Annotated in this window: 19 protein-coding genes and 1 pseudogene; 11 read left to right on the top strand and 9 right to left on the bottom strand. The window is 63.8% G+C overall.

All coding sequences use genetic code 11. The annotated features are described in order from the left end of the window. Positions 1–156: 156 nt before the first annotated feature. On the top strand, positions 157–618 hold the full coding sequence (locus M4J40_RS19055; protein ID WP_251755990.1) for a Crp/Fnr family transcriptional regulator: 462 nt from the start codon (positions 157–159) through the stop codon (positions 616–618). A gap of 12 nt (positions 619–630) precedes the next feature. Here the strand turns inward: M4J40_RS19055 and M4J40_RS19050 are convergent, their stop codons facing one another. The 7 genes and pseudogenes from M4J40_RS19050 to ffh form a co-directional block, all read right to left on the bottom strand. Further along, complete coding sequence (locus M4J40_RS19050) at positions 631–1,443, bottom strand: exodeoxyribonuclease III (protein ID WP_251755989.1); 813 nt, start codon at positions 1,441–1,443, stop codon at positions 631–633. 94 nt (positions 1,444–1,537) lie between these two features. Continuing rightward, positions 1,538–1,930, bottom strand: a pseudogene (rplS, locus tag M4J40_RS19045) (50S ribosomal protein L19); the annotation flags it as partial. A 157-nt stretch (positions 1,931–2,087) separates the two neighbouring features. Then, positions 2,088–2,798, bottom strand: a complete 711-nt coding sequence (trmD, locus tag M4J40_RS19040; protein ID WP_311134166.1) for a tRNA (guanosine(37)-N1)-methyltransferase TrmD — start codon at positions 2,796–2,798, stop codon at positions 2,088–2,090. Next, the gene (gene rimM / locus M4J40_RS19035) at positions 2,795–3,340 is read right to left on the bottom strand and encodes a ribosome maturation factor RimM (protein WP_251755987.1); all 546 of its coding nucleotides are present in this window, start codon (positions 3,338–3,340) and stop codon (positions 2,795–2,797) included. The genes trmD and rimM overlap by 4 nt, the downstream gene beginning before the upstream one ends. Before the next feature lie 75 nt (positions 3,341–3,415). Next, positions 3,416–3,775, bottom strand: coding sequence for a 30S ribosomal protein S16 (rpsP, locus tag M4J40_RS19030; RefSeq protein ID WP_251755986.1), 360 nt, complete (start codon positions 3,773–3,775; stop codon positions 3,416–3,418). A gap of 61 nt (positions 3,776–3,836) precedes the next feature. Beyond that, entirely contained in the window at positions 3,837–4,130 is a 294-nt protein-coding gene (locus tag M4J40_RS19025) for a chorismate mutase (protein ID WP_251755985.1), read from the bottom strand. Further along, positions 4,127–5,683: a signal recognition particle protein gene (gene ffh, locus M4J40_RS19020; RefSeq protein WP_251755984.1), complete on the bottom strand. Its 1,557-nt coding sequence runs from the start codon at positions 5,681–5,683 to the stop codon at positions 4,127–4,129. Before ffh ends, M4J40_RS19025 begins: the two co-directional genes overlap by 4 nt. Before the next feature lie 305 nt (positions 5,684–5,988). On the opposite strand from ffh, the gene dapF reads away from it, so the two are divergent. The 6 genes from dapF (at position 5,989) to M4J40_RS18990 (ending at position 10,995) form a co-directional block, all read left to right on the top strand. Further along, positions 5,989–6,840: a diaminopimelate epimerase gene (gene dapF, locus M4J40_RS19015; protein WP_251755983.1), complete on the top strand. Its 852-nt coding sequence runs from the start codon at positions 5,989–5,991 to the stop codon at positions 6,838–6,840. 193 nt (positions 6,841–7,033) lie between these two features. Next, complete coding sequence (mtaB, locus tag M4J40_RS19010; RefSeq protein WP_251755982.1) at positions 7,034–8,290, top strand: tRNA (N(6)-L-threonylcarbamoyladenosine(37)-C(2))-methylthiotransferase MtaB; 1,257 nt, start codon at positions 7,034–7,036, stop codon at positions 8,288–8,290. A gap of 18 nt (positions 8,291–8,308) precedes the next feature. After that, the gene (ftsY, locus tag M4J40_RS19005; RefSeq protein ID WP_251755981.1) at positions 8,309–9,340 is read left to right on the top strand and encodes a signal recognition particle-docking protein FtsY; all 1,032 of its coding nucleotides are present in this window, start codon (positions 8,309–8,311) and stop codon (positions 9,338–9,340) included. A gap of 124 nt (positions 9,341–9,464) precedes the next feature. Beyond that, positions 9,465–10,193, top strand: a complete 729-nt coding sequence (locus M4J40_RS19000; RefSeq protein ID WP_251755980.1) for a heme ABC transporter permease — start codon at positions 9,465–9,467, stop codon at positions 10,191–10,193. Further along, on the top strand, positions 10,190–10,414 hold the full coding sequence (gene ccmD / locus M4J40_RS18995; protein ID WP_251755979.1) for a heme exporter protein CcmD: 225 nt from the start codon (positions 10,190–10,192) through the stop codon (positions 10,412–10,414). The genes M4J40_RS19000 and ccmD overlap by 4 nt, the downstream gene beginning before the upstream one ends. Further along, positions 10,411–10,995 carry a DsbE family thiol:disulfide interchange protein gene (locus tag M4J40_RS18990; protein ID WP_251755978.1) on the top strand — a complete coding sequence of 195 codons (585 nt, stop codon included), beginning with the start codon at positions 10,411–10,413 and terminating at the stop codon, positions 10,993–10,995. Before ccmD ends, M4J40_RS18990 begins: the two co-directional genes overlap by 4 nt. Here the strand turns inward: M4J40_RS18990 and M4J40_RS18985 are convergent. Further along, positions 10,980–11,654, bottom strand: a complete 675-nt coding sequence (locus tag M4J40_RS18985) for a YggS family pyridoxal phosphate-dependent enzyme (RefSeq protein ID WP_251755977.1) — start codon at positions 11,652–11,654, stop codon at positions 10,980–10,982. The two genes, M4J40_RS18990 and M4J40_RS18985, sit on opposite strands and share 16 nt — an antisense overlap. 227 nt (positions 11,655–11,881) lie before the next feature. On the opposite strand from M4J40_RS18985, the gene M4J40_RS18980 reads away from it, so the two are divergent. From M4J40_RS18980 to M4J40_RS18965, 4 genes are all read left to right on the top strand, one after another. Next, complete coding sequence (locus M4J40_RS18980) at positions 11,882–12,553, top strand: outer membrane lipoprotein carrier protein LolA (protein WP_251755976.1); 672 nt, start codon at positions 11,882–11,884, stop codon at positions 12,551–12,553. A gap of 22 nt (positions 12,554–12,575) precedes the next feature. Next, entirely contained in the window at positions 12,576–13,172 is a 597-nt protein-coding gene (locus tag M4J40_RS18975; RefSeq protein ID WP_251755975.1) for a septation protein A, read from the top strand. Next, positions 13,169–13,561, top strand: a complete 393-nt coding sequence (locus M4J40_RS18970; protein WP_251755974.1) for a VOC family protein — start codon at positions 13,169–13,171, stop codon at positions 13,559–13,561. Before M4J40_RS18975 ends, M4J40_RS18970 begins: the two co-directional genes overlap by 4 nt. A 103-nt stretch (positions 13,562–13,664) precedes the next feature. Next, positions 13,665–14,813 carry a MalY/PatB family protein gene (locus M4J40_RS18965; RefSeq protein WP_251755973.1) on the top strand — a complete coding sequence of 383 codons (1,149 nt, stop codon included), beginning with the start codon at positions 13,665–13,667 and terminating at the stop codon, positions 14,811–14,813. A gap of 117 nt (positions 14,814–14,930) precedes the next feature. Here M4J40_RS18965 and M4J40_RS18960 read toward each other — a convergent pair whose 3' ends face one another. Further along, entirely contained in the window at positions 14,931–15,815 is an 885-nt protein-coding gene (locus M4J40_RS18960; protein WP_251755972.1) for a ParB/RepB/Spo0J family partition protein, read from the bottom strand. Positions 15,816–15,819 lie beyond the last annotated feature (4 nt).

Here is a 15,819-nt window from a genome sequence, read left to right as displayed (position 1 = left end):
TTCAGGGTGGAAAACCCGGCCGACGCAAGCCGGCCGGGGATTGGGCGGTTAACCTTCCCTGGATGACATGCTAGGGAATCTGGGGCGTGCGCCGCGTGGGTGGCGCATGCCCGGGTGTCCCGCCCTCAACATTGTCCCGCCCGCGCCAGGCCATTCATGAGTCTCGAGTCCGATATAAAGCTGCTCGGCACGGTGTCCATGCTTTCCGATTTCACGGAGGACAAACTGCGCCTGCTCGCCTTCTCGGCCGAGAACCGCGACTTCAGGGACGGGCAACGCCTCTACTCGGCAGGCGATCGCGCCGATTGCGCTCACGTCATATCTTCGGGCGAAGTAGCTCTGTTCTCACCGGGCGATTCCGAAACCGCCGCTGAAGTGATCGGACGCGGCGCCCTGCTCGGCGGACTTGCCCTGATCGTCGATGGCGAGCGGACCATGACCGCCGTGGCGCGCGGCCGGGTCGAAACCATTTTGATCCGCCGGCCGCTGTTCCGGCGCATGCTCGACGAGTTTCCAGAGATCGCCGCCAACCTTCATCGCCGCCTGTCGGCCAATGTGCGCGAGACAACGTCGCGCCTGATGACGGTGCGCGACCGTCTCGATCGCCTCGGAAACTGATCCCGCCTGAACTCAGACGTCGATGCCGACCATGACCGGCGCGTGATCCGACGGGCGCTCCCAATCGCGCGCGTCCTTCAGAATGCGGAAGTCGCGTACGCGCGAGACCATGTCCGGGTGGACCCAGATATGGTCAAGCCGTCGGCCCTTGTCGGCCGCCCGCCAGTCCTTGGCGCGATAGCTCCACCAGGAATAGAGCTTCTCGTCAGCTGGCACGAAGTGTCGAGCAACATCGACGTAACCAACGGCGGCGCGCACCGCTTCCAGCTTCTCGCACTCGATCGGCGTGTGGCTGACGATCTTCAAGAGCGCCTTGTGAGACCAGACATCGTGCTCATAGGGCGCCACGTTGAGATCGCCGACCACCACGTCCGGCACTCCGTCGCTCGCCGTCGGCAGGAAGTCCTTCATCTCGTCGAGGAAGCGAAGCTTGTGCTCGAACTTCGGATTGATGCTGGCATCGGGTTCGTCGCCGCCAGCTGGCACATAGAAGTTATGGACACGAAAAGCAGAGCTTCCCTCGCCGATCACTGCCGAAATGTGACGCGGGTCGCCTGCTTTCTCACAGAACTCATGAACGCGAATGTCGCCAAGCGGCAGGCGCGACACGATACCGACGCCGTGGTAGCCCCCGCGTCCGCCATTCAGGGCGAAATGCTCGTATCCGAGTTTGCGGAAGTCCGCGGTCGGGAACTGGGCATCCTGGCACTTCGTTTCCTGCAGGAACAACACGTCGGGTGCCGTCTCGTTGAGCAGCCGCTCTACGATGAGCCGGCGCATGCGGACGGAGTTGATGTTCCAGGTGGCAATCTTGACCTGTCGCATGGGCTCTCGGGATCTCCGAATATGAAAAGGCCCGCGAGCAAAGCACGCGGGCCTGAAACGATCGGTCAGCCTTGGGCTGAGCTCACTTGTCGGCCTTGGCGGCTTCGTTGAGCTTGCGGGCGCGGGCGTTGTTCGCCTCGAAGATACGGGCCGCCTTGCCGCGCAGATCGCGCAGATAATAGAGCTTGGCCCGGCGCACCTTACCGCGGCGCACCACCTCGAGCGAGTCGATCATCGGCGAGTAGATCGGGAAGACGCGCTCGACGCCCTCGCCGTAGGAAATCTTGCGGACCGTGAAGCTCTCGTTGAGGCCGCCACCCTTGCGGGCGATGCAGACGCCTTCATAGGCCTGCACGCGAGTACGGCTGCCTTCGGTGACCTTCACGTTGACGCGAACGGTGTCGCCGGGGGAGAACTCGGGCAGCTCGCGCTGGGCCTTGACCACGGCCATCTGCTCGGCCTCGAGCTCCTGGATGATCTTGCTCATCTTTGGATTCCTTCTTCTTCCTGAGCCGACCAGAGCGCCCGGACATCGTCACAGCGGAGCGAAGGGGCGGATACGTCAATCAACTATGGGCGGGGTTCCTACACGAGGCGGACAGGTTTGTCGACCACTTCCCGCCAGATTCTTTGCTGGAAACTGCTCATTTCCGGCCTTTGGCGGCAAGATGCGCAGACCAGAGGTCGGGACGCCGCTCGGCCGTTACCCGTTCGGCATCGTCACGGCGCCAAGCGTCCACTTTCGCATGGTCGCCGGACAGAAGAACCGGCGGGACCGGCTCGTCCTCAAAGACCGGCGGCCGGGTGTACTGGGCATGCTCGAGAAGGCCTTCCTCGAAGCTTTCGGTGACGCCCGAGAGGTCGTTGCCCATGACGCCGGGCAGCAGTCGAACCGCCGCATCGAGCAGCACGATGGCCGCCACCTCTCCACCCGACAGCACATAGTCGCCGATCGAGACTTCTTCGAGCCGCCGGCGACCAATCAGCCGTTCATCGACGCCCTCGAAACGGCCACAGACGATCACGACGCCAGGACCGGCAGCGAGTTCGCGTACGCGCGCCTGCTTGAGCGGCGCCCCGCGCGGCGTCATCAAAAGGCGCGGTCGGGGATCATCCGCCGGCGACACCGCATCGATGGCGCGCGCCAACACGTCGGCGCGCATCACCATGCCGGGTCCGCCGCCGGCCGGCGTGTCGTCGACGTTGCGGTGCCGTCCTTCGGCAAAATCGCGGATCTGTGTCGCCTTCAGGGACCAGCCCCCGTCGGCTAGCGCGCGGCCAGCAAGACTGGCTCCGAGCGGGCCGGGGAACATCTCCGGATAGAGCGTCAGCACGTCGGCGGCAAAGCCGGTCACGATGCGCCCTCCCCTTCCGGTTCGCCCGGCTCGTCCAGAAGACCTTCCGGCGGTTCGATGATGGCCTTGCCTGCGGCAAAGTCCAGGGTCGGCACGACAGCGCGCGTAAACGGCACATAGACCGACGCGCGTCCCGGACGCCGCACATCCAGAAGATCGTCAGCTCCGAAGTTGGCCACCGCAACCACCGTGCCGACCGCCTCGCCGGCCGTCGTCTCAACCGCGAGACCGATGAGGTCGGTGTGGTAGAACTCCTCCTCGTCCGGCGGCGGCAGTGCCGACCTATCGACGTAAAGCTTGGTGCGGTTGAGCTTCTCGGCAGCGGTTCGGTCAGTCAGTCCCTCAAAGGAAACGACCAGCATGTCGTCCTTGAGGTGCCTCATCGACTTGACGCGAAAGACAGCCCCACGGCTGTCGTACAGAGGGCCGTAGTCGGCCACGGCCAGGGGATCGGCTGTATGCGACTTGACCCGCACCTCGCCGCGCACGCCATGGGCGGCGCCGATTTCGGCAATGACAACGGACTTCTGCGGTTCGGCCACGGGCCTGCCTCCATCAACGAAAAGGACCGCCCCGCGGGACGGGACGGTCCATTATGAGATGATCTCAGGCCGAAATCACTCGGTCGGAGCTTCGACGGCGGCGGCCTTCTCGGCACGCTCGGCGGCGCGCTCCTTGGCCTTGTCGCCCGGCTCGGCCTTCTTCGGGTTGCTGCGGGTCGGACGGTTGGCAAGACCGGCCTTGTCGAGGAAGCGCAGCACGCGATCGGTCGGCTGGGCGCCCTGATCGAGCCAGTACTTGGCGCGGTCGGCGTCGAGCACGACGCGGTTTTCGGCGTCGTCGGCCAGCATCGGGTCAAAAGTGCCGATCTTCTCGATGAAGCGGCCATCGCGCGGCGAACGGGCGTCGGCGATGACGATCGAGTAGTGCGGGCGCTTCTTGGCGCCACCACGGGCGAGACGGATCTTGAGGGACATTGTGATTACTCCAGCTTGGTTGTCTTGAGGTTGGCTGTCTTGGGTGGGAATGGAGCGCCGCCTAGAGGCGGAGCGCCTCATGGTGCCTGATCACTTCCGTGATGATGAAGTTCAGGAATTTCTCGGCAAAATCGGGATCGAGACGGGCATCGGCGGCAAGGGCCCGCAGCCGTTCGATCTGGACCTTCTCCCTGGAGGGATCGGCCGGTGGCAGACGGTGCTCGGCCTTGAGCTGGCCGACCTTCTGCGTACACTTGAAGCGTTCCGCGAGAAGATGGACCAGCGCCGCGTCGATATTGTCGATCGAACCGCGCAGTTCCAGGAGTTCGGCCATCACCGGATCGGGGGTCGTCATTTCTTCGGTCCCTTCGGCAAGCCCGGGAGACCCGGCAATCCCGGAAGGCGGCCGCCTGGCAGACCCGGAAGGCCGGAAAGACCGGGCGGCAGCGCTCCAGGCGGCAAGCCGCCCTTTCCGCCAAGTCCACCACCCATGCCCATGTCGCGGGCCATCTTCTCGAGCTGCGCCGGATCCATCTTGGACGGGTCGGGCATGCCCCCGCCGCCCATCATGGCGCCAAGCTTGCCAAGGCCGCCGAACAGGCCACCCTTCTGCTTGCCCATCGCCTTCATCATGTCCGCCATCTGCCGGTGCATTTTCAGCACCTTGTTGACGTCGGAGACCTCGGTGCCGGAGCCGGCTGCAATACGCTTGCGGCGCTTGGCATCGATGACGGCGGGCTTGGCCCGTTCCTTCTTGTTCATCGACTGGATGACGGCGAGCTGTCGCTTCAGCAGGCGATCGTCAAAGCCGGCGGTGGCGAGCTGGTTTTTCATCTTGGCCATGCCGGGCATCAGGCCGAGGATGCCGCTCATGCCGCCCATCTTCTGCATCTGCCCGAGCTGTTCGGCGAGGTCGTTCATGTCGAACTCGCCCTTGCCCATCTTGGCGGCCATCCGGGCCGCCTTTTCGGCGTCGAGGTTGGCAGCGGCCTTTTCGACCAGCGCCACGATGTCGCCCATGCCGAGAATGCGGTCGGCCACCCGCTGCGGATGAAAATCCTCGAGGGCATCGGCCTTTTCGCCGACACCCATCAGCTTGATCGGCTTGCCGGTGACGGCACGCATGGACAGCGCGGCGCCGCCACGACCGTCGCCGTCGACGCGGGTCAGCACGATACCGGTGATGCCGATCTGTCCGTCGAAGGCGCGCGCCGTATTGACGGCGTCCTGGCCGGTCAGCGCGTCGGCGACCAGCAACACTTCGTGCGGCTGGGCAATGCGCTTGACGTCGGCAGCCTCGTTCATCAGGGCATCGTCGACGGTGACGCGACCGGCGGTATCGAGCAGAACCACGTCGTAACCGCCGAGACGAGCCGCGGTCATCGCCCGCGCAGCGATTTCCTGCGCCGACTGCCCGGCGACGATAGGCAGCGTATCGATGCCATTCTGCTGCCCAAGAACCTTCAACTGCTCCATGGCAGCCGGACGCCGGGTATCCAGCGACGCCATCAGCACCTTCTTGCGCTGACGCTCGGTAAGGCGGCGCGCAATCTTGGCAGTCGTCGTCGTCTTGCCGGAGCCCTGGAGACCGACCATCAGAATGGCGACCGGTGCCGGCGCTTCGAGATCGATCGGCTGGGCATCTGACCCCAGCGTCTCCACGAGCTGATCGTGGACGATCTTGACCACCATCTGGCCAGGCGTGACCGACTTGACCACATCGACGCCGACAGCGCGGTTCTTCACCTTGTCGGTGAAGGACTTGACGACGTCGAGCGCCACGTCGGCCTCGAGCAGAGCCCGGCGTACCTCGCGCATGGCTTCCGCGACGTCGGCTTCCGACAGCGCACCGCGACGGGTCAGCTTGTCGAAAATGCCGGCAAGGCGATCGGAAAGGCTTTCAAACATCGGCGGTCCTCGTCGAACGGTCTGTCGAACCGCTCATATGGCCCCACCCGCCACGAAACCCAAGCGCCACGCGCATCCGCGGGCGCAACGCGCTGGCGGATGTTGACCTCCGGGATCATGCCCCGGTCGGCGGCTCGGCTGTCGCAACAGGACGAGAATGAAGCGCCATTAGCGGCACGGCGGCTCCAAGTCAAGGAAAACCGGCTTTTGCCTGACCCGAAAGGCTCTTTCGCGGCTCTGTCCCCGCCGACCGCTTCCGCCACCGCCTCCGATCGTCTATGAAGAATCGAAAGAACGAGGCCGCAATGAGCATCCCCTACGTCAAGATGAATGGCATCGGCAACGAGATCGTCGTGCTGGATCTGCGGGATCGCCCGGAAAAGGTGACGGCCGAGGCGGCTCGTGCAATCGGAGCCAAGGAACCCTTTGACCAGCTCATGGTGCTCTATGCGCCACGTCGGCCCGATACACTGGCCTTCATGCGCATTTTCAATATCGACGGGTCTGAGAGCTTTGCGTGTGGCAACGGCACACGTTGCGTTGGCACGCGTCTCTTCGAGGGCGGCGCCCCTTCAACTTTCCGTCTCGAGTCACGCGCCGGCCTGTTGCGCGTCGAAAAGGCCGACGGTGGTCTGGTGACCGTCGACATGGGCGAGCCGCGTTTCGCTTGGAACGACATTCCGCTCGCCGAGCCTTTTGCCGACACCCGCGCCATCGAGTTGCAGATCGGACCGATCGACGCGCCGATCCTTCATTCCCCCTCGGTCGCCAACATCGGCAACCCACACGCCATTTTCTGGGTGGACGACGTCGAGGCCTACGATCTGGCCGCAATAGGGCCGATGCTGGAAAATCACCCCATTTTCCCCGAGCGAGCCAACATCTCGCTTGCCCATGTGACGGCGCCCGACGCCTTGACGCTGAAGGTATGGGAACGCGGGGCTGGCCTGACCCGCGCTTGCGGTTCGGCCGCCTGTGCCGCCGCCGTGTCGGCTGCTCGCACACGACGGACGGGGCGCAAGGTCCGCGTGACGCTTCCGGGCGGCGATCTCGTCATCGAGTGGACGGCGGAGAACCGCATTATGATGACCGGCGCCACCGAGTTCGAGCACGACGGCCTGCTCCCGGAAGACATCTTCGTCTCGGCCGCTGCCTGAGGCGCCTCGTCGGTCCGGACACGCTCGGTTGGCGTTGTCTTGGCGGTGCCTCAACCGGCTATGGTGACTTCGGGCCTTACTGGCTTGGCGTCCGACGCCGGGATCGCGACAACGGACGCTTGGTTTCCGCTCTGGCAATTTTCGCGCCTTTCCGCCATATAGCCGGTTTGAACATCAGCATCGGAACGAAAGCATGGCAATCGAGGTGATCACCTTCGGCTGCCGCCTCAACACGGCGGAATCGGAAGTGATGCGGCGAAAAGCGGCCGAGGCAGGCCTGTCCGAGGCCGTGCTGGTCAACACCTGCGCCGTCACCGGGGAAGCGGTGCGACAGGCCAAGCAGGCGATCCGTCGCGCCCGTCGCGCCAATCCAGAGGCCCGTATCGTCGTGACGGGCTGCGCCGCCCAGACCACGCCCGAACTGTTCGCCGGCATGGAAGAGGTCGATCTCGTTGTCGGCAACGCCGACAAGCTCACCGAGGCGGCCTATCAGGCGATCCCCGATTTCGGCGTGTCGGCAGAGGAAAAGACCCGCGTCAACGACATCATGAGCGTGCGCGAAACCGCACTGCACCTGGTCGACGGCTTCGAGGGGCGCACCCGGGCCTTCGTTCAGGTGCAAAACGGCTGCGACCACCGCTGCACCTTCTGCATCATCCCCTTCGGTCGAGGCAACTCCCGTTCGGTCCCGATGGGCGATGTGGTCGCCCAGGTGCGCCGCCTCGTGGAAAACGGTTACGCCGAGGTGGTGCTGACCGGCGTCGACCTCACCTCCTACGGCGACGATCTGCCGGGCAACCCGCGCCTCGGTCGCCTGACCCGATCCATCCTGAAGGAGGTGCCTGAGCTCTCCCGCCTGCGCATTTCCTCGATCGACTCGATCGAAGCCGACCCGGACCTCATGGCGGCGATCGCCGAGGAAGAGCGGCTGATGCCGCACATGCACCTGTCTCTTCAGCATGGCGACGATTTGATCCTGAAGCGCATGAAGCGCCGCCATCTGCGGGCGGATGCCATCCGCTTCTGCGACGAAGCGCGACGCCTCAGACCCGACATGGTGTTCGGCGCCGATATCATCGCCGGCTTCCCCACCGAGACCGAGGACATGTTCCGCAACTCTCTCGCCATCGTCGATGACTGCGGCCTTACTCATCTCCATGTCTTTCCCTATTCGCCTCGCCCGGGTACGCCGGCCGCTCGCATGCCACAAGTAGAGCGAGCCGATATCAAGATTCGCGCGTCTAGATTGAGAGAGAAGGGCGACCTCGCATTCCGCGCCCATCTTGACGCCGAGACCGGTCGGCATCACGCCGTACTCGTCGAGAAAGACGGGCTCGGCCGCACCGAACAGTTCACGCTCACCGAGATCGACCGGGGCGCACCGGGCGAGATCGTCCCGGCCGTCGTCATAGGCCGGACCGACCGCACCCTTATTTCCAAGGCCGCCTGAGGCGAAGGACCAACGAGCATGTCGGACGACAAGAAGCCTGGCCTCATCGGGCGTTGGTTTGGTGGTGGACGCGAAGCGCCGGATACACGTGAATCAACGGTCGAGCCGGAGGCACCCGTCGCCGCCGACCGTCCGTCCTGGTTCCATCGCCTCACTTCCGGCATGTCTCGATCTTCGCAGGCGATTGGCGGCGGAATCGTCTCCATCTTCACCAAGCGCAAGCTCGACGCCGAAACGCTTGAAGAACTCGAAGATGTTCTGATTCAGGCCGATCTCGGCGTCGCCGTCGCCTCGGTCATTACCGATCGCCTGTCGTCCGAGCGCTACGGCAAGGACGTCACCGACCAAGAGGTCAAAACCATTCTGGCGGACGAGGTTGAGAAGGTTCTAGCTCCGGTCGCCGTTCCTTTTGCGCTGAAGCCAAACGAAACGCCGCAGGTGGTTCTCGTGGTCGGCGTCAACGGTTCGGGCAAGACCACCACCATCGGCAAGCTTGCCTCGAAGTTCACTGCCGAGGGCAAGAAGGTCATGTTGGCGGCAGGTGACACCTTCCGTGCCGCCGCCATCGACCAGTTGAAGGTCTGGGCAGCGCGCACCAATGTGCCGATCATTGCCCGCGACGTCGGCTCCGACTCGGCCGGCCTCGCCTTCGATGCGCTGACCAAGGCCAAGGCCGAGGGTGTCGACGTCCTGATGATCGATACGGCCGGGCGCCTTCAGAACAAGGCCGAACTGATGGCCGAGCTCGAGAAGGTCATCCGCGTCATCCGCAAGATCGACCCCACCGCGCCGCACGACGTGCTCCTGGTCCTCGACGCCACGACTGGACAGAATGCCGTTTCGCAAGTGGAAGCCTTCGGCCGGACAGCCGGTGTTACTGGTCTCGTCATGACCAAGCTCGACGGTACGGCGCGCGGCGGCATCCTGGTCGCCATCGCCGAAAAGTTCGGCCTGCCGGTCCACTTCATCGGCGTTGGCGAAGGGATCGACGATCTCGAGCCGTTCGCCGCCCGCGACTTCGCCCGCGCCATCGCCGGGCTTGGCGACTGACGGCTCGCGCGAGACACCCTTCTCGCTGGTGTGGATTGCCGGTCGCCGACGAAGCCGCTATTTGTGCAGTCTGGAATACGTCGAAGCCGCGACTGGCGGTCGCGCACCACGCCTCGAGGCAAGCATGCTCCTCGCCGATCTCGCCAACCCCTCACGTTTCCTGGTTCTTGCGAGCCGCCTGATCCCTTGGCTTGCCGGCCTCACAGTCGCCTTGTTTGCTGCGGGCCTCGTCTTGGTCGTCCGTTCGCCGGCCGACTATCTTCAAGGCGAGACGGTCAGGATCATGTATATCCACGTGCCCGCTGCCTGGCTCTCCATGCTGACCTACGGCATCATGGCCGTCTCCGCGCTCGGTACGCTGGTCTGGCGGCACCCGCTTGCCGACGTGGCGGCCCGAGCCGCAGCTCCGATCGGCGCCACCTTCACGGCGCTGGCGCTGGTGACCGGCTCGCTGTGGGGCCGGCCGATGTGGGGCACCTATTGGGAGTGGGATGCGCGCCTGACCTCGGTGTTGGTTCTGTTCATCATGTATCTAGGCCTCATCGCGCTCTGGCGCACCATTGAGGACCCGACGCGCGGCGCACGGGCTGCCGCGATCCTGATTCTGGTCGGTTCGGTCAACCTGCCGATCATCAAGTTTTCGGTCGATTGGTGGAACACGTTGCATCAGCCGGCATCGGTGTTCCGCATGGACGGCCCGACCATAGACGCCACCATGCTGCTGCCGCTCGCAGCCATGGCCCTGGCCTTCACGGCGCTTCTCGTCACATTGCATCTGGCCGCGATGCGCAACGAGATTCTGCGCCGACGCATTCGCGCCCTTGGCCTGACCGCCGCCGGAGCCGCCCGATGATCACTTCTCTCGGCCCCTACGCCGATTTCATTCTTCTGAGCTACGGCGCGGCGACACTCACAGCTCTCGGCCTCACACTTTGGGTGGTTCTGGATCACCGCAGGCTGAGACATACGCTCTCGGCCCTCGAAGCGCGCGGCCTGACCCGCCGCTCGGCGCGCGCCGCCGCCCGTATAGCGCCCGAAACTCCCGTGGACGGCAAGCTGGAGACGCAGGCGTGAGCCAACCAACGCGCCGCCGCGCCAAACTTCTGGCGCTCGTCCCCCTCGCCTTGTTTCTGGCGCTCGCGGTCCTCTTCTACGCGAAACTCGGTGCAGGCGATCCATCGGAGATACCCTCGGCGCTGATCGACAAACCCGTGCCGGAGTTCCAACTCGAACCGATCGCCGGCCTGATGCGGGACGGAGTGCCGGTTCCCGGTCTTTCGACCGCCGACCTTGCCAAGGGCGTTTCCGTCGTCAACGTGTTCGCCAGCTGGTGCGCACCTTGTCGTGCGGAGCACCCGCTACTGACCGGTCTTGCCCAGGACCCGCGCTTTCGCCTCTACGGCCTCAACTACAAGGACGCCGACGACCAGGCGCTGCGCTTCCTCAACGGCCTGGGCAATCCCTATGCCGCCGTCGGCGCCGATCGCAAAGGCCGCGTCGGCATCGACTGGGGCGTCTATGGCGTGCCGGAAACCTTCGTGGTTGCCAACGGTCGAATTGCCGCGAAGCTGGTTGGGCCGCTCACACCCGATAGGATTTCGGCGGAACTGATGCCGGCCATCGAGAAGGCCATCGCGGCTCAGGCAGCTCCGTAGGTGCGATAGCCGAAGATGGCGCTACCGACCCGGACATGCGTCGCGCCCTGCCCGATCGCCGTTTCGTAATCGGACGACATCCCCATCGAGCGAAAGGCAACCCCGGCGCGGCGAGCCAACTCGTCAAGCAGGGCGAAATGCGGCGCCGGCGGATCGCCAACGGGCGGAATGCACATCAGACCGGCGATGGTCAGGCCGTGCTCGTCGCGGCAGCGTTTCACGAAATCCACCGTCTCGCGCGGCGGGATGCCGGCCTTCTGCGGTTCCTCGCCCGTGTTGACCTGAACGAGCAGCTTCGGAAAGCGGTCCTGCGCCTGCATTTCCTTGGCGAGGGCCGCAGCGATCTTTTCACGGTCAACGCTATGGATGACGTCGAACAAGGCCACGGCCTCTCGCACCTTGTTCGACTGAAGCGGCCCGATCAGATGCAGCTCCACGCTGGGAAAATCAACCTTGACCGACGGAAACTTGGCAGCGGCCTCCTGTACCCGGTTCTCGCCGAAGACAAGCTGTCCCGCCGCGATGGCGGCGCGGACGTCCGCCTCCGGAAAGGTCTTGGAAACGGCGATCAGCTTCACCGATCCGGCCGGCCGGCCAGCTTCTTCCTCGGCACCCTCGATTGTCGCTCGCACCCGTCCAAGCGCTTCGGAAATGGTCATACTGGCCTCTCCATTCTCCGCAAACCCCGCGAAGGCCCAAGCCTTGAAGGCGGAAGACTTCTCCTTCCACCCGATCTGATGCCTGTCTTTGGCGCCCGCCGCCGTCTTGTCAATACGACGCAGGAAACTCTACCTTGTTTCGCCATCTTCTGATCTTTAAGTGGGTGAGGCGTGTGCCGCAGCGCCTTCATAGCCTGCGGAAGGCAACAACGGAGAGGCTATCCGCGATGTTTCATACCCAGAAGATGGGGCGCCGCGCGTTCCTGAACGGCCTTGCCGGAGCCGGCGCGACGCTGGCGCTCGCCACCGCGGGTTCGCCCTTCGCTGCGACGGAAGCAGCCGCCAAGCCCAACCTTGCCAATCTCTCGCCGGAGCAGCTTGCCACGGTTCAGGCGGTCAATCGCTACTTCAACTCGATCACCACATTCGAGGGAAAGTTCCTGCAGACGGCGCCCGATGGCGGTGAGACGACAGGCTATTTCGTCATCGACCGACCCGGCAAGATGCGCTTCCGTTACTACCCGCCGGCACAGCTGGACATTACCGTCGACGGCCGGACGGTAGCGGTCGACGACAAGGCCATGCAGTCGCAAACACTCTACCTGCTGTCCGAAACGCCGTTGCGCTTCCTGCTGGACAAGAACATCAATCTTCTTGAGGAAGCGGTGGTGCAGTCGGTCAGTGCCGACTCCGATTTCATCGTCATCCGCCTTCAGGACCCCGGAACCTTCGTCACCAGCCATCTGACGCTCTACTTCGACGCGCGCACCACCGAACTGAAGCAGTGGACCGTAACCGACGATCAGGGCTTTGACACCACGGTGGCCATCTACGAGACCAAGGTGGGCAACCCCACCAATCCCGAGTGGTTCGAGATCAACTATTCCAAGTACAAGTGACGCGCCCCTCCAGGAGTGATCGATGACCGAACTGCCCGCCGCTGGCCGCAAGGCCGAGAACCCTTGGCTCAAGATGGCCCTTGAACTGGGGCCGCTTCTCGTCTTCTTCTTTGCGAACGGTCGTTTTGGTATTTTTGTCGCCACCGGGGCCTTCATGGCGGCCATGGCAGTGGCGCTTGTCGCCTCGTGGATAATCAATCGACGGCTTGCCATCATGCCGCTGGTTACCGGTATCGTCGTTGCCGTTTTCGGAACGCTGACGCTGGTGCTCCACGACGACACCTTCATCAAGATGAAGCCGACCATCGTCAACTGCCTGTTCGGTGGCGCTCTTCTCGGCGGCCTCCTCTTCGGCAAGACGCTGCTCGGCTATGTCTTCGACGGCGCCTTCCACCTGGACGCCGCCGGCTGGCGCAAGCTGACGATCCGCTGGGGCCTGTTCTTCTTCCTGCTGGCCATCCTCAACGAGCTGATATGGCGGACCCAGTCGACGGAGTTCTGGGTCGCCTTCAAGGTCTGGGGCATCATGCCGCTGACCTTGGTTTTCTCGATCGCGCAGTTGCCGCTTCTGTCGCGCCATGCCATCGAGCAACCGGATGCCTCCAAGGATCCGGCATGACCCGGACGATCGCCAACCTGGCACTTCTCGTAGCCGACTATGACGAGGCGATCGCATTCTACGTCGATACGCTCGGCTTCTCGCTGATCGAAGACACACCGCTTGGTGACGGCAAACGATGGGTGCGGGTCGGTCCAGGCGGCACCGGCGCCGCCTTGTTGCTTGCCCAAGCCGACGGACCAGAGCAGGCCGCGCATATTGGCGACCAGACCGGTGGCCGGGTCTTCCTGTTCCTCGAAACCGACGACTTCGCTCGCGATTATGCGCTCTTTTCGGCCAGAGGGGTCCACTTCCTCGAAGAGCCGCGCTTGGAAACCTACGGTACCGTTGCCGTCTTCGAGGATCTCTACGGCAACCGTTGGGACCTTATCGAGCTGAAGCGCCCCTGACAGTTTCCCTTGCCATCAGCCCTCGCCCACCCAAAGACTGGATCAGATCCGGCCTTTGGGTCTAGTGTTTCCTGATCTGCTTCCAGAATAAGGACTTTTGTTCATGGCTGCCCACGACTTCGACACCGTCATCGATCGACGGCAGGTGCCTACGTCCAAATGGGACCGCTATCCCGAGGGCGTTTTGCCGATGTGGGTGGCCGATATGGACTTCCCGGTTGCCGAACCGATCCTGGCCGCCTTGCGCGACCGTCTCGACCACCCGGTGTTCGGCTATGGCGGTCCCGGCCCGGCCTCCCTCCGTGACGCAATCGCAGCTGACATGCTGGATCTCTACGGCTGGTCCATTTCGCCCGCCGACGTGGTGTTTCTGCCCGGTGTCGTACCCGGCTTCAACCAGGCGCTCAAGGCCCTCACCAAATCGGGTGATCGGCTTGTGGTGGAAACGCCTGTCTACCCCCCAATCCTCGCCGCTGCCGGCAACTGGGACCTCACGCGCGTCGATGTCCCGCTTCTGTCGGTCGAACAAGGGTCGGCGGTAGATCTTGACCGTTTGACCGGCGCTCTTGAGGACTCAGCGGCTTTCCTGCTCTGCAACCCGCATAATCCCACGGGCCGGACAAGAACACGTTCAGAGCTCGAAGCCATCGCGAAGGCCTGCCTTTCTTCCGGTTCCGTGATCATTTCGGATGAGATTCATTGTGACATCGTCTACGGCGGCGCAAAGCACGTGCCCATTGCCTCGCTGTCACCCGACGTCGCAAGTCGCACCATTACCCTGATGGCCGCCAGCAAGACCTACAACATTGCTGGCCTGAAGACCGCCTATGCCATCATTCCCGATGCCGAGCTACGCCACCGCTTCGCGGCAGCCAGTCTCGGCATGAGCGAAGGCGCCAACGTGCTGGGCCTTATCGCCACCGAAGCCGCCCTTCGCCACGGACGGCCGTGGAAGCAGGCGCTCCTCACCTATCTCGAGGCCAATCGGAACCATCTGATTGCTCGCCTCGAACGAGAAATCCCGGGCATCCGGGTCCATACGCCCGACGCAACCTATCTTGCCTGGCTCGACTGCTCCGCCCTCGATCTGGGCGACGCCTACCGCTTCTTCCTCGACAAGGCCAAGGTTGCCTTCAACCCCGGCCCAAGTTTCGGTGGCGACGACCATCACATTCGCCTCAACTTTGGCTGCCCCCGGTCGCTCCTCGACGAAGGGATCAACCGCATGGTGAACGCCCTATCGCAGCGCTGAGGACCGTCAACCGAGCTCCGCGGAGTTCGGGAAACGGAGTCGAAATGAAAACGCCCCAACGATCGATCTCGTCGGGGCGTTTCGTTTACGAATCGATCGATTGCGAAACGAGATGTCTCAGCCTTCCAGCCGCCGGATGATATCGTCGAGTTGATCAAGATTGGCGTAGCCGAACCTGATCTCACCAGAGCCATTGGGCTTGTGCCGGATCTCTACGGTCAGTCCAAGCGCATCGGACAGTCGCTTTTCCAGCGCGCGAGTGTCCGCATCCTTGTCCGGCTTTGCCGCTTTCGCTCGGCCATGCGGCTCGGAAATGGTCGCCTGGGCCATGGTTTCCGCGGAACGCACGGTCATTCCCTCTTCGACGATGCGCTTGGCGAGCGCCGCCGGATCGGGGGCGGCGATCAGAGCGCGGGCATGGCCCGCCGTCAGAGCTCCGTCATTGAGATACTGCTTGACCGGCTCCGGCAGCTTGAGAAGGCGCAGCGTGTTGGCGACATGACTGCGGCTCTTGCCAATCACCGAGGCCAGATCGTTCTGCGTGTACTCGAACTCCTGGATGAGTTGGTCGTAACCCATGGCCTCTTCCAGCGGGTTGAGGTCCTGCCGCTGAACGTTTTCGATGATGGCAATTTCCATCGCCTCGCGGTCGGTAACATCCTGGATGATGACCGGGATCTCATGCTGACCGGCTTTCTGCGCCGCGCGCCACCTGCGCTCTCCTGCGATCAGCTCGTAACCGCTGGCGCCGGCCGGCGCCGGCCGCACCACCACCGGCTGAATCATGCCGTGCTGGCGAATGGATCCTGCCAGCTCTTCAAGGTCTTCTTCCTTGAACAGACGACGCGGGTTCTTGGGGTTGGCCTTGATGAGATCGATCGCAACCTTGCGAATGCCGCGCACCCGCTCGACCACCTCGAACTCGGAACTGGCATCGCCAATCAGCGCCGCCAGTCCCCGGCCAAGCCGCCGACGTCCGCTTTCGTCGCTGACGCTGCTCATGATT

Origin of the sequence: Pleomorphomonas sp. JP5 (genome assembly GCF_023721815.1) — a bacterium.
Classification (GTDB): domain Bacteria; phylum Pseudomonadota; class Alphaproteobacteria; order Rhizobiales; family Pleomorphomonadaceae; genus Pleomorphomonas.
The sequence above is the reverse complement of the archived record's forward strand: the minus strand, read 5'-3'. Positions and strand labels throughout refer to the sequence as shown.

Excerpts from the sequence above, each read along its gene's own strand:
- ftsY (WP_251755981.1), top strand. The coding sequence starts at position 8,309 with ATGTCGGACGACAAGAAGCCTGGCCTCATCGGGCGTTGGTTTGGTGGT.
- M4J40_RS18970 (WP_251755974.1), top strand. The coding sequence starts at position 13,169 with ATGACCCGGACGATCGCCAACCTGGCACTTCTCGTAGCCGACTATGAC.
- dapF (WP_251755983.1), top strand. The coding sequence starts at position 5,989 with ATGAGCATCCCCTACGTCAAGATGAATGGCATCGGCAACGAGATCGTC.
- M4J40_RS18975 (WP_251755975.1), top strand. The coding sequence starts at position 12,576 with ATGACCGAACTGCCCGCCGCTGGCCGCAAGGCCGAGAACCCTTGGCTC.
- rpsP (WP_251755986.1), bottom strand. The coding sequence starts at position 3,775 with ATGTCCCTCAAGATCCGTCTCGCCCGTGGTGGCGCCAAGAAGCGCCCG.
- M4J40_RS18965 (WP_251755973.1), top strand. The coding sequence starts at position 13,665 with ATGGCTGCCCACGACTTCGACACCGTCATCGATCGACGGCAGGTGCCT.
- M4J40_RS18980 (WP_251755976.1), top strand. The coding sequence starts at position 11,882 with ATGTTTCATACCCAGAAGATGGGGCGCCGCGCGTTCCTGAACGGCCTT.
- M4J40_RS19050 (WP_251755989.1), bottom strand. The coding sequence starts at position 1,443 with ATGCGACAGGTCAAGATTGCCACCTGGAACATCAACTCCGTCCGCATG.
- M4J40_RS19055 (WP_251755990.1), top strand. The coding sequence starts at position 157 with ATGAGTCTCGAGTCCGATATAAAGCTGCTCGGCACGGTGTCCATGCTT.
- mtaB (WP_251755982.1), top strand. The coding sequence starts at position 7,034 with ATGGCAATCGAGGTGATCACCTTCGGCTGCCGCCTCAACACGGCGGAA.
- M4J40_RS18985 (WP_251755977.1), bottom strand. The coding sequence starts at position 11,654 with ATGACCATTTCCGAAGCGCTTGGACGGGTGCGAGCGACAATCGAGGGT.
- M4J40_RS19000 (WP_251755980.1), top strand. The coding sequence starts at position 9,465 with ATGCTCCTCGCCGATCTCGCCAACCCCTCACGTTTCCTGGTTCTTGCG.
- ffh (WP_251755984.1), bottom strand. The coding sequence starts at position 5,683 with ATGTTTGAAAGCCTTTCCGATCGCCTTGCCGGCATTTTCGACAAGCTG.
- ccmD (WP_251755979.1), top strand. The coding sequence starts at position 10,190 with ATGATCACTTCTCTCGGCCCCTACGCCGATTTCATTCTTCTGAGCTAC.
- M4J40_RS18960 (WP_251755972.1), bottom strand. The coding sequence starts at position 15,815 with ATGAGCAGCGTCAGCGACGAAAGCGGACGTCGGCGGCTTGGCCGGGGA.
- M4J40_RS19025 (WP_251755985.1), bottom strand. The coding sequence starts at position 4,130 with ATGACGACCCCCGATCCGGTGATGGCCGAACTCCTGGAACTGCGCGGT.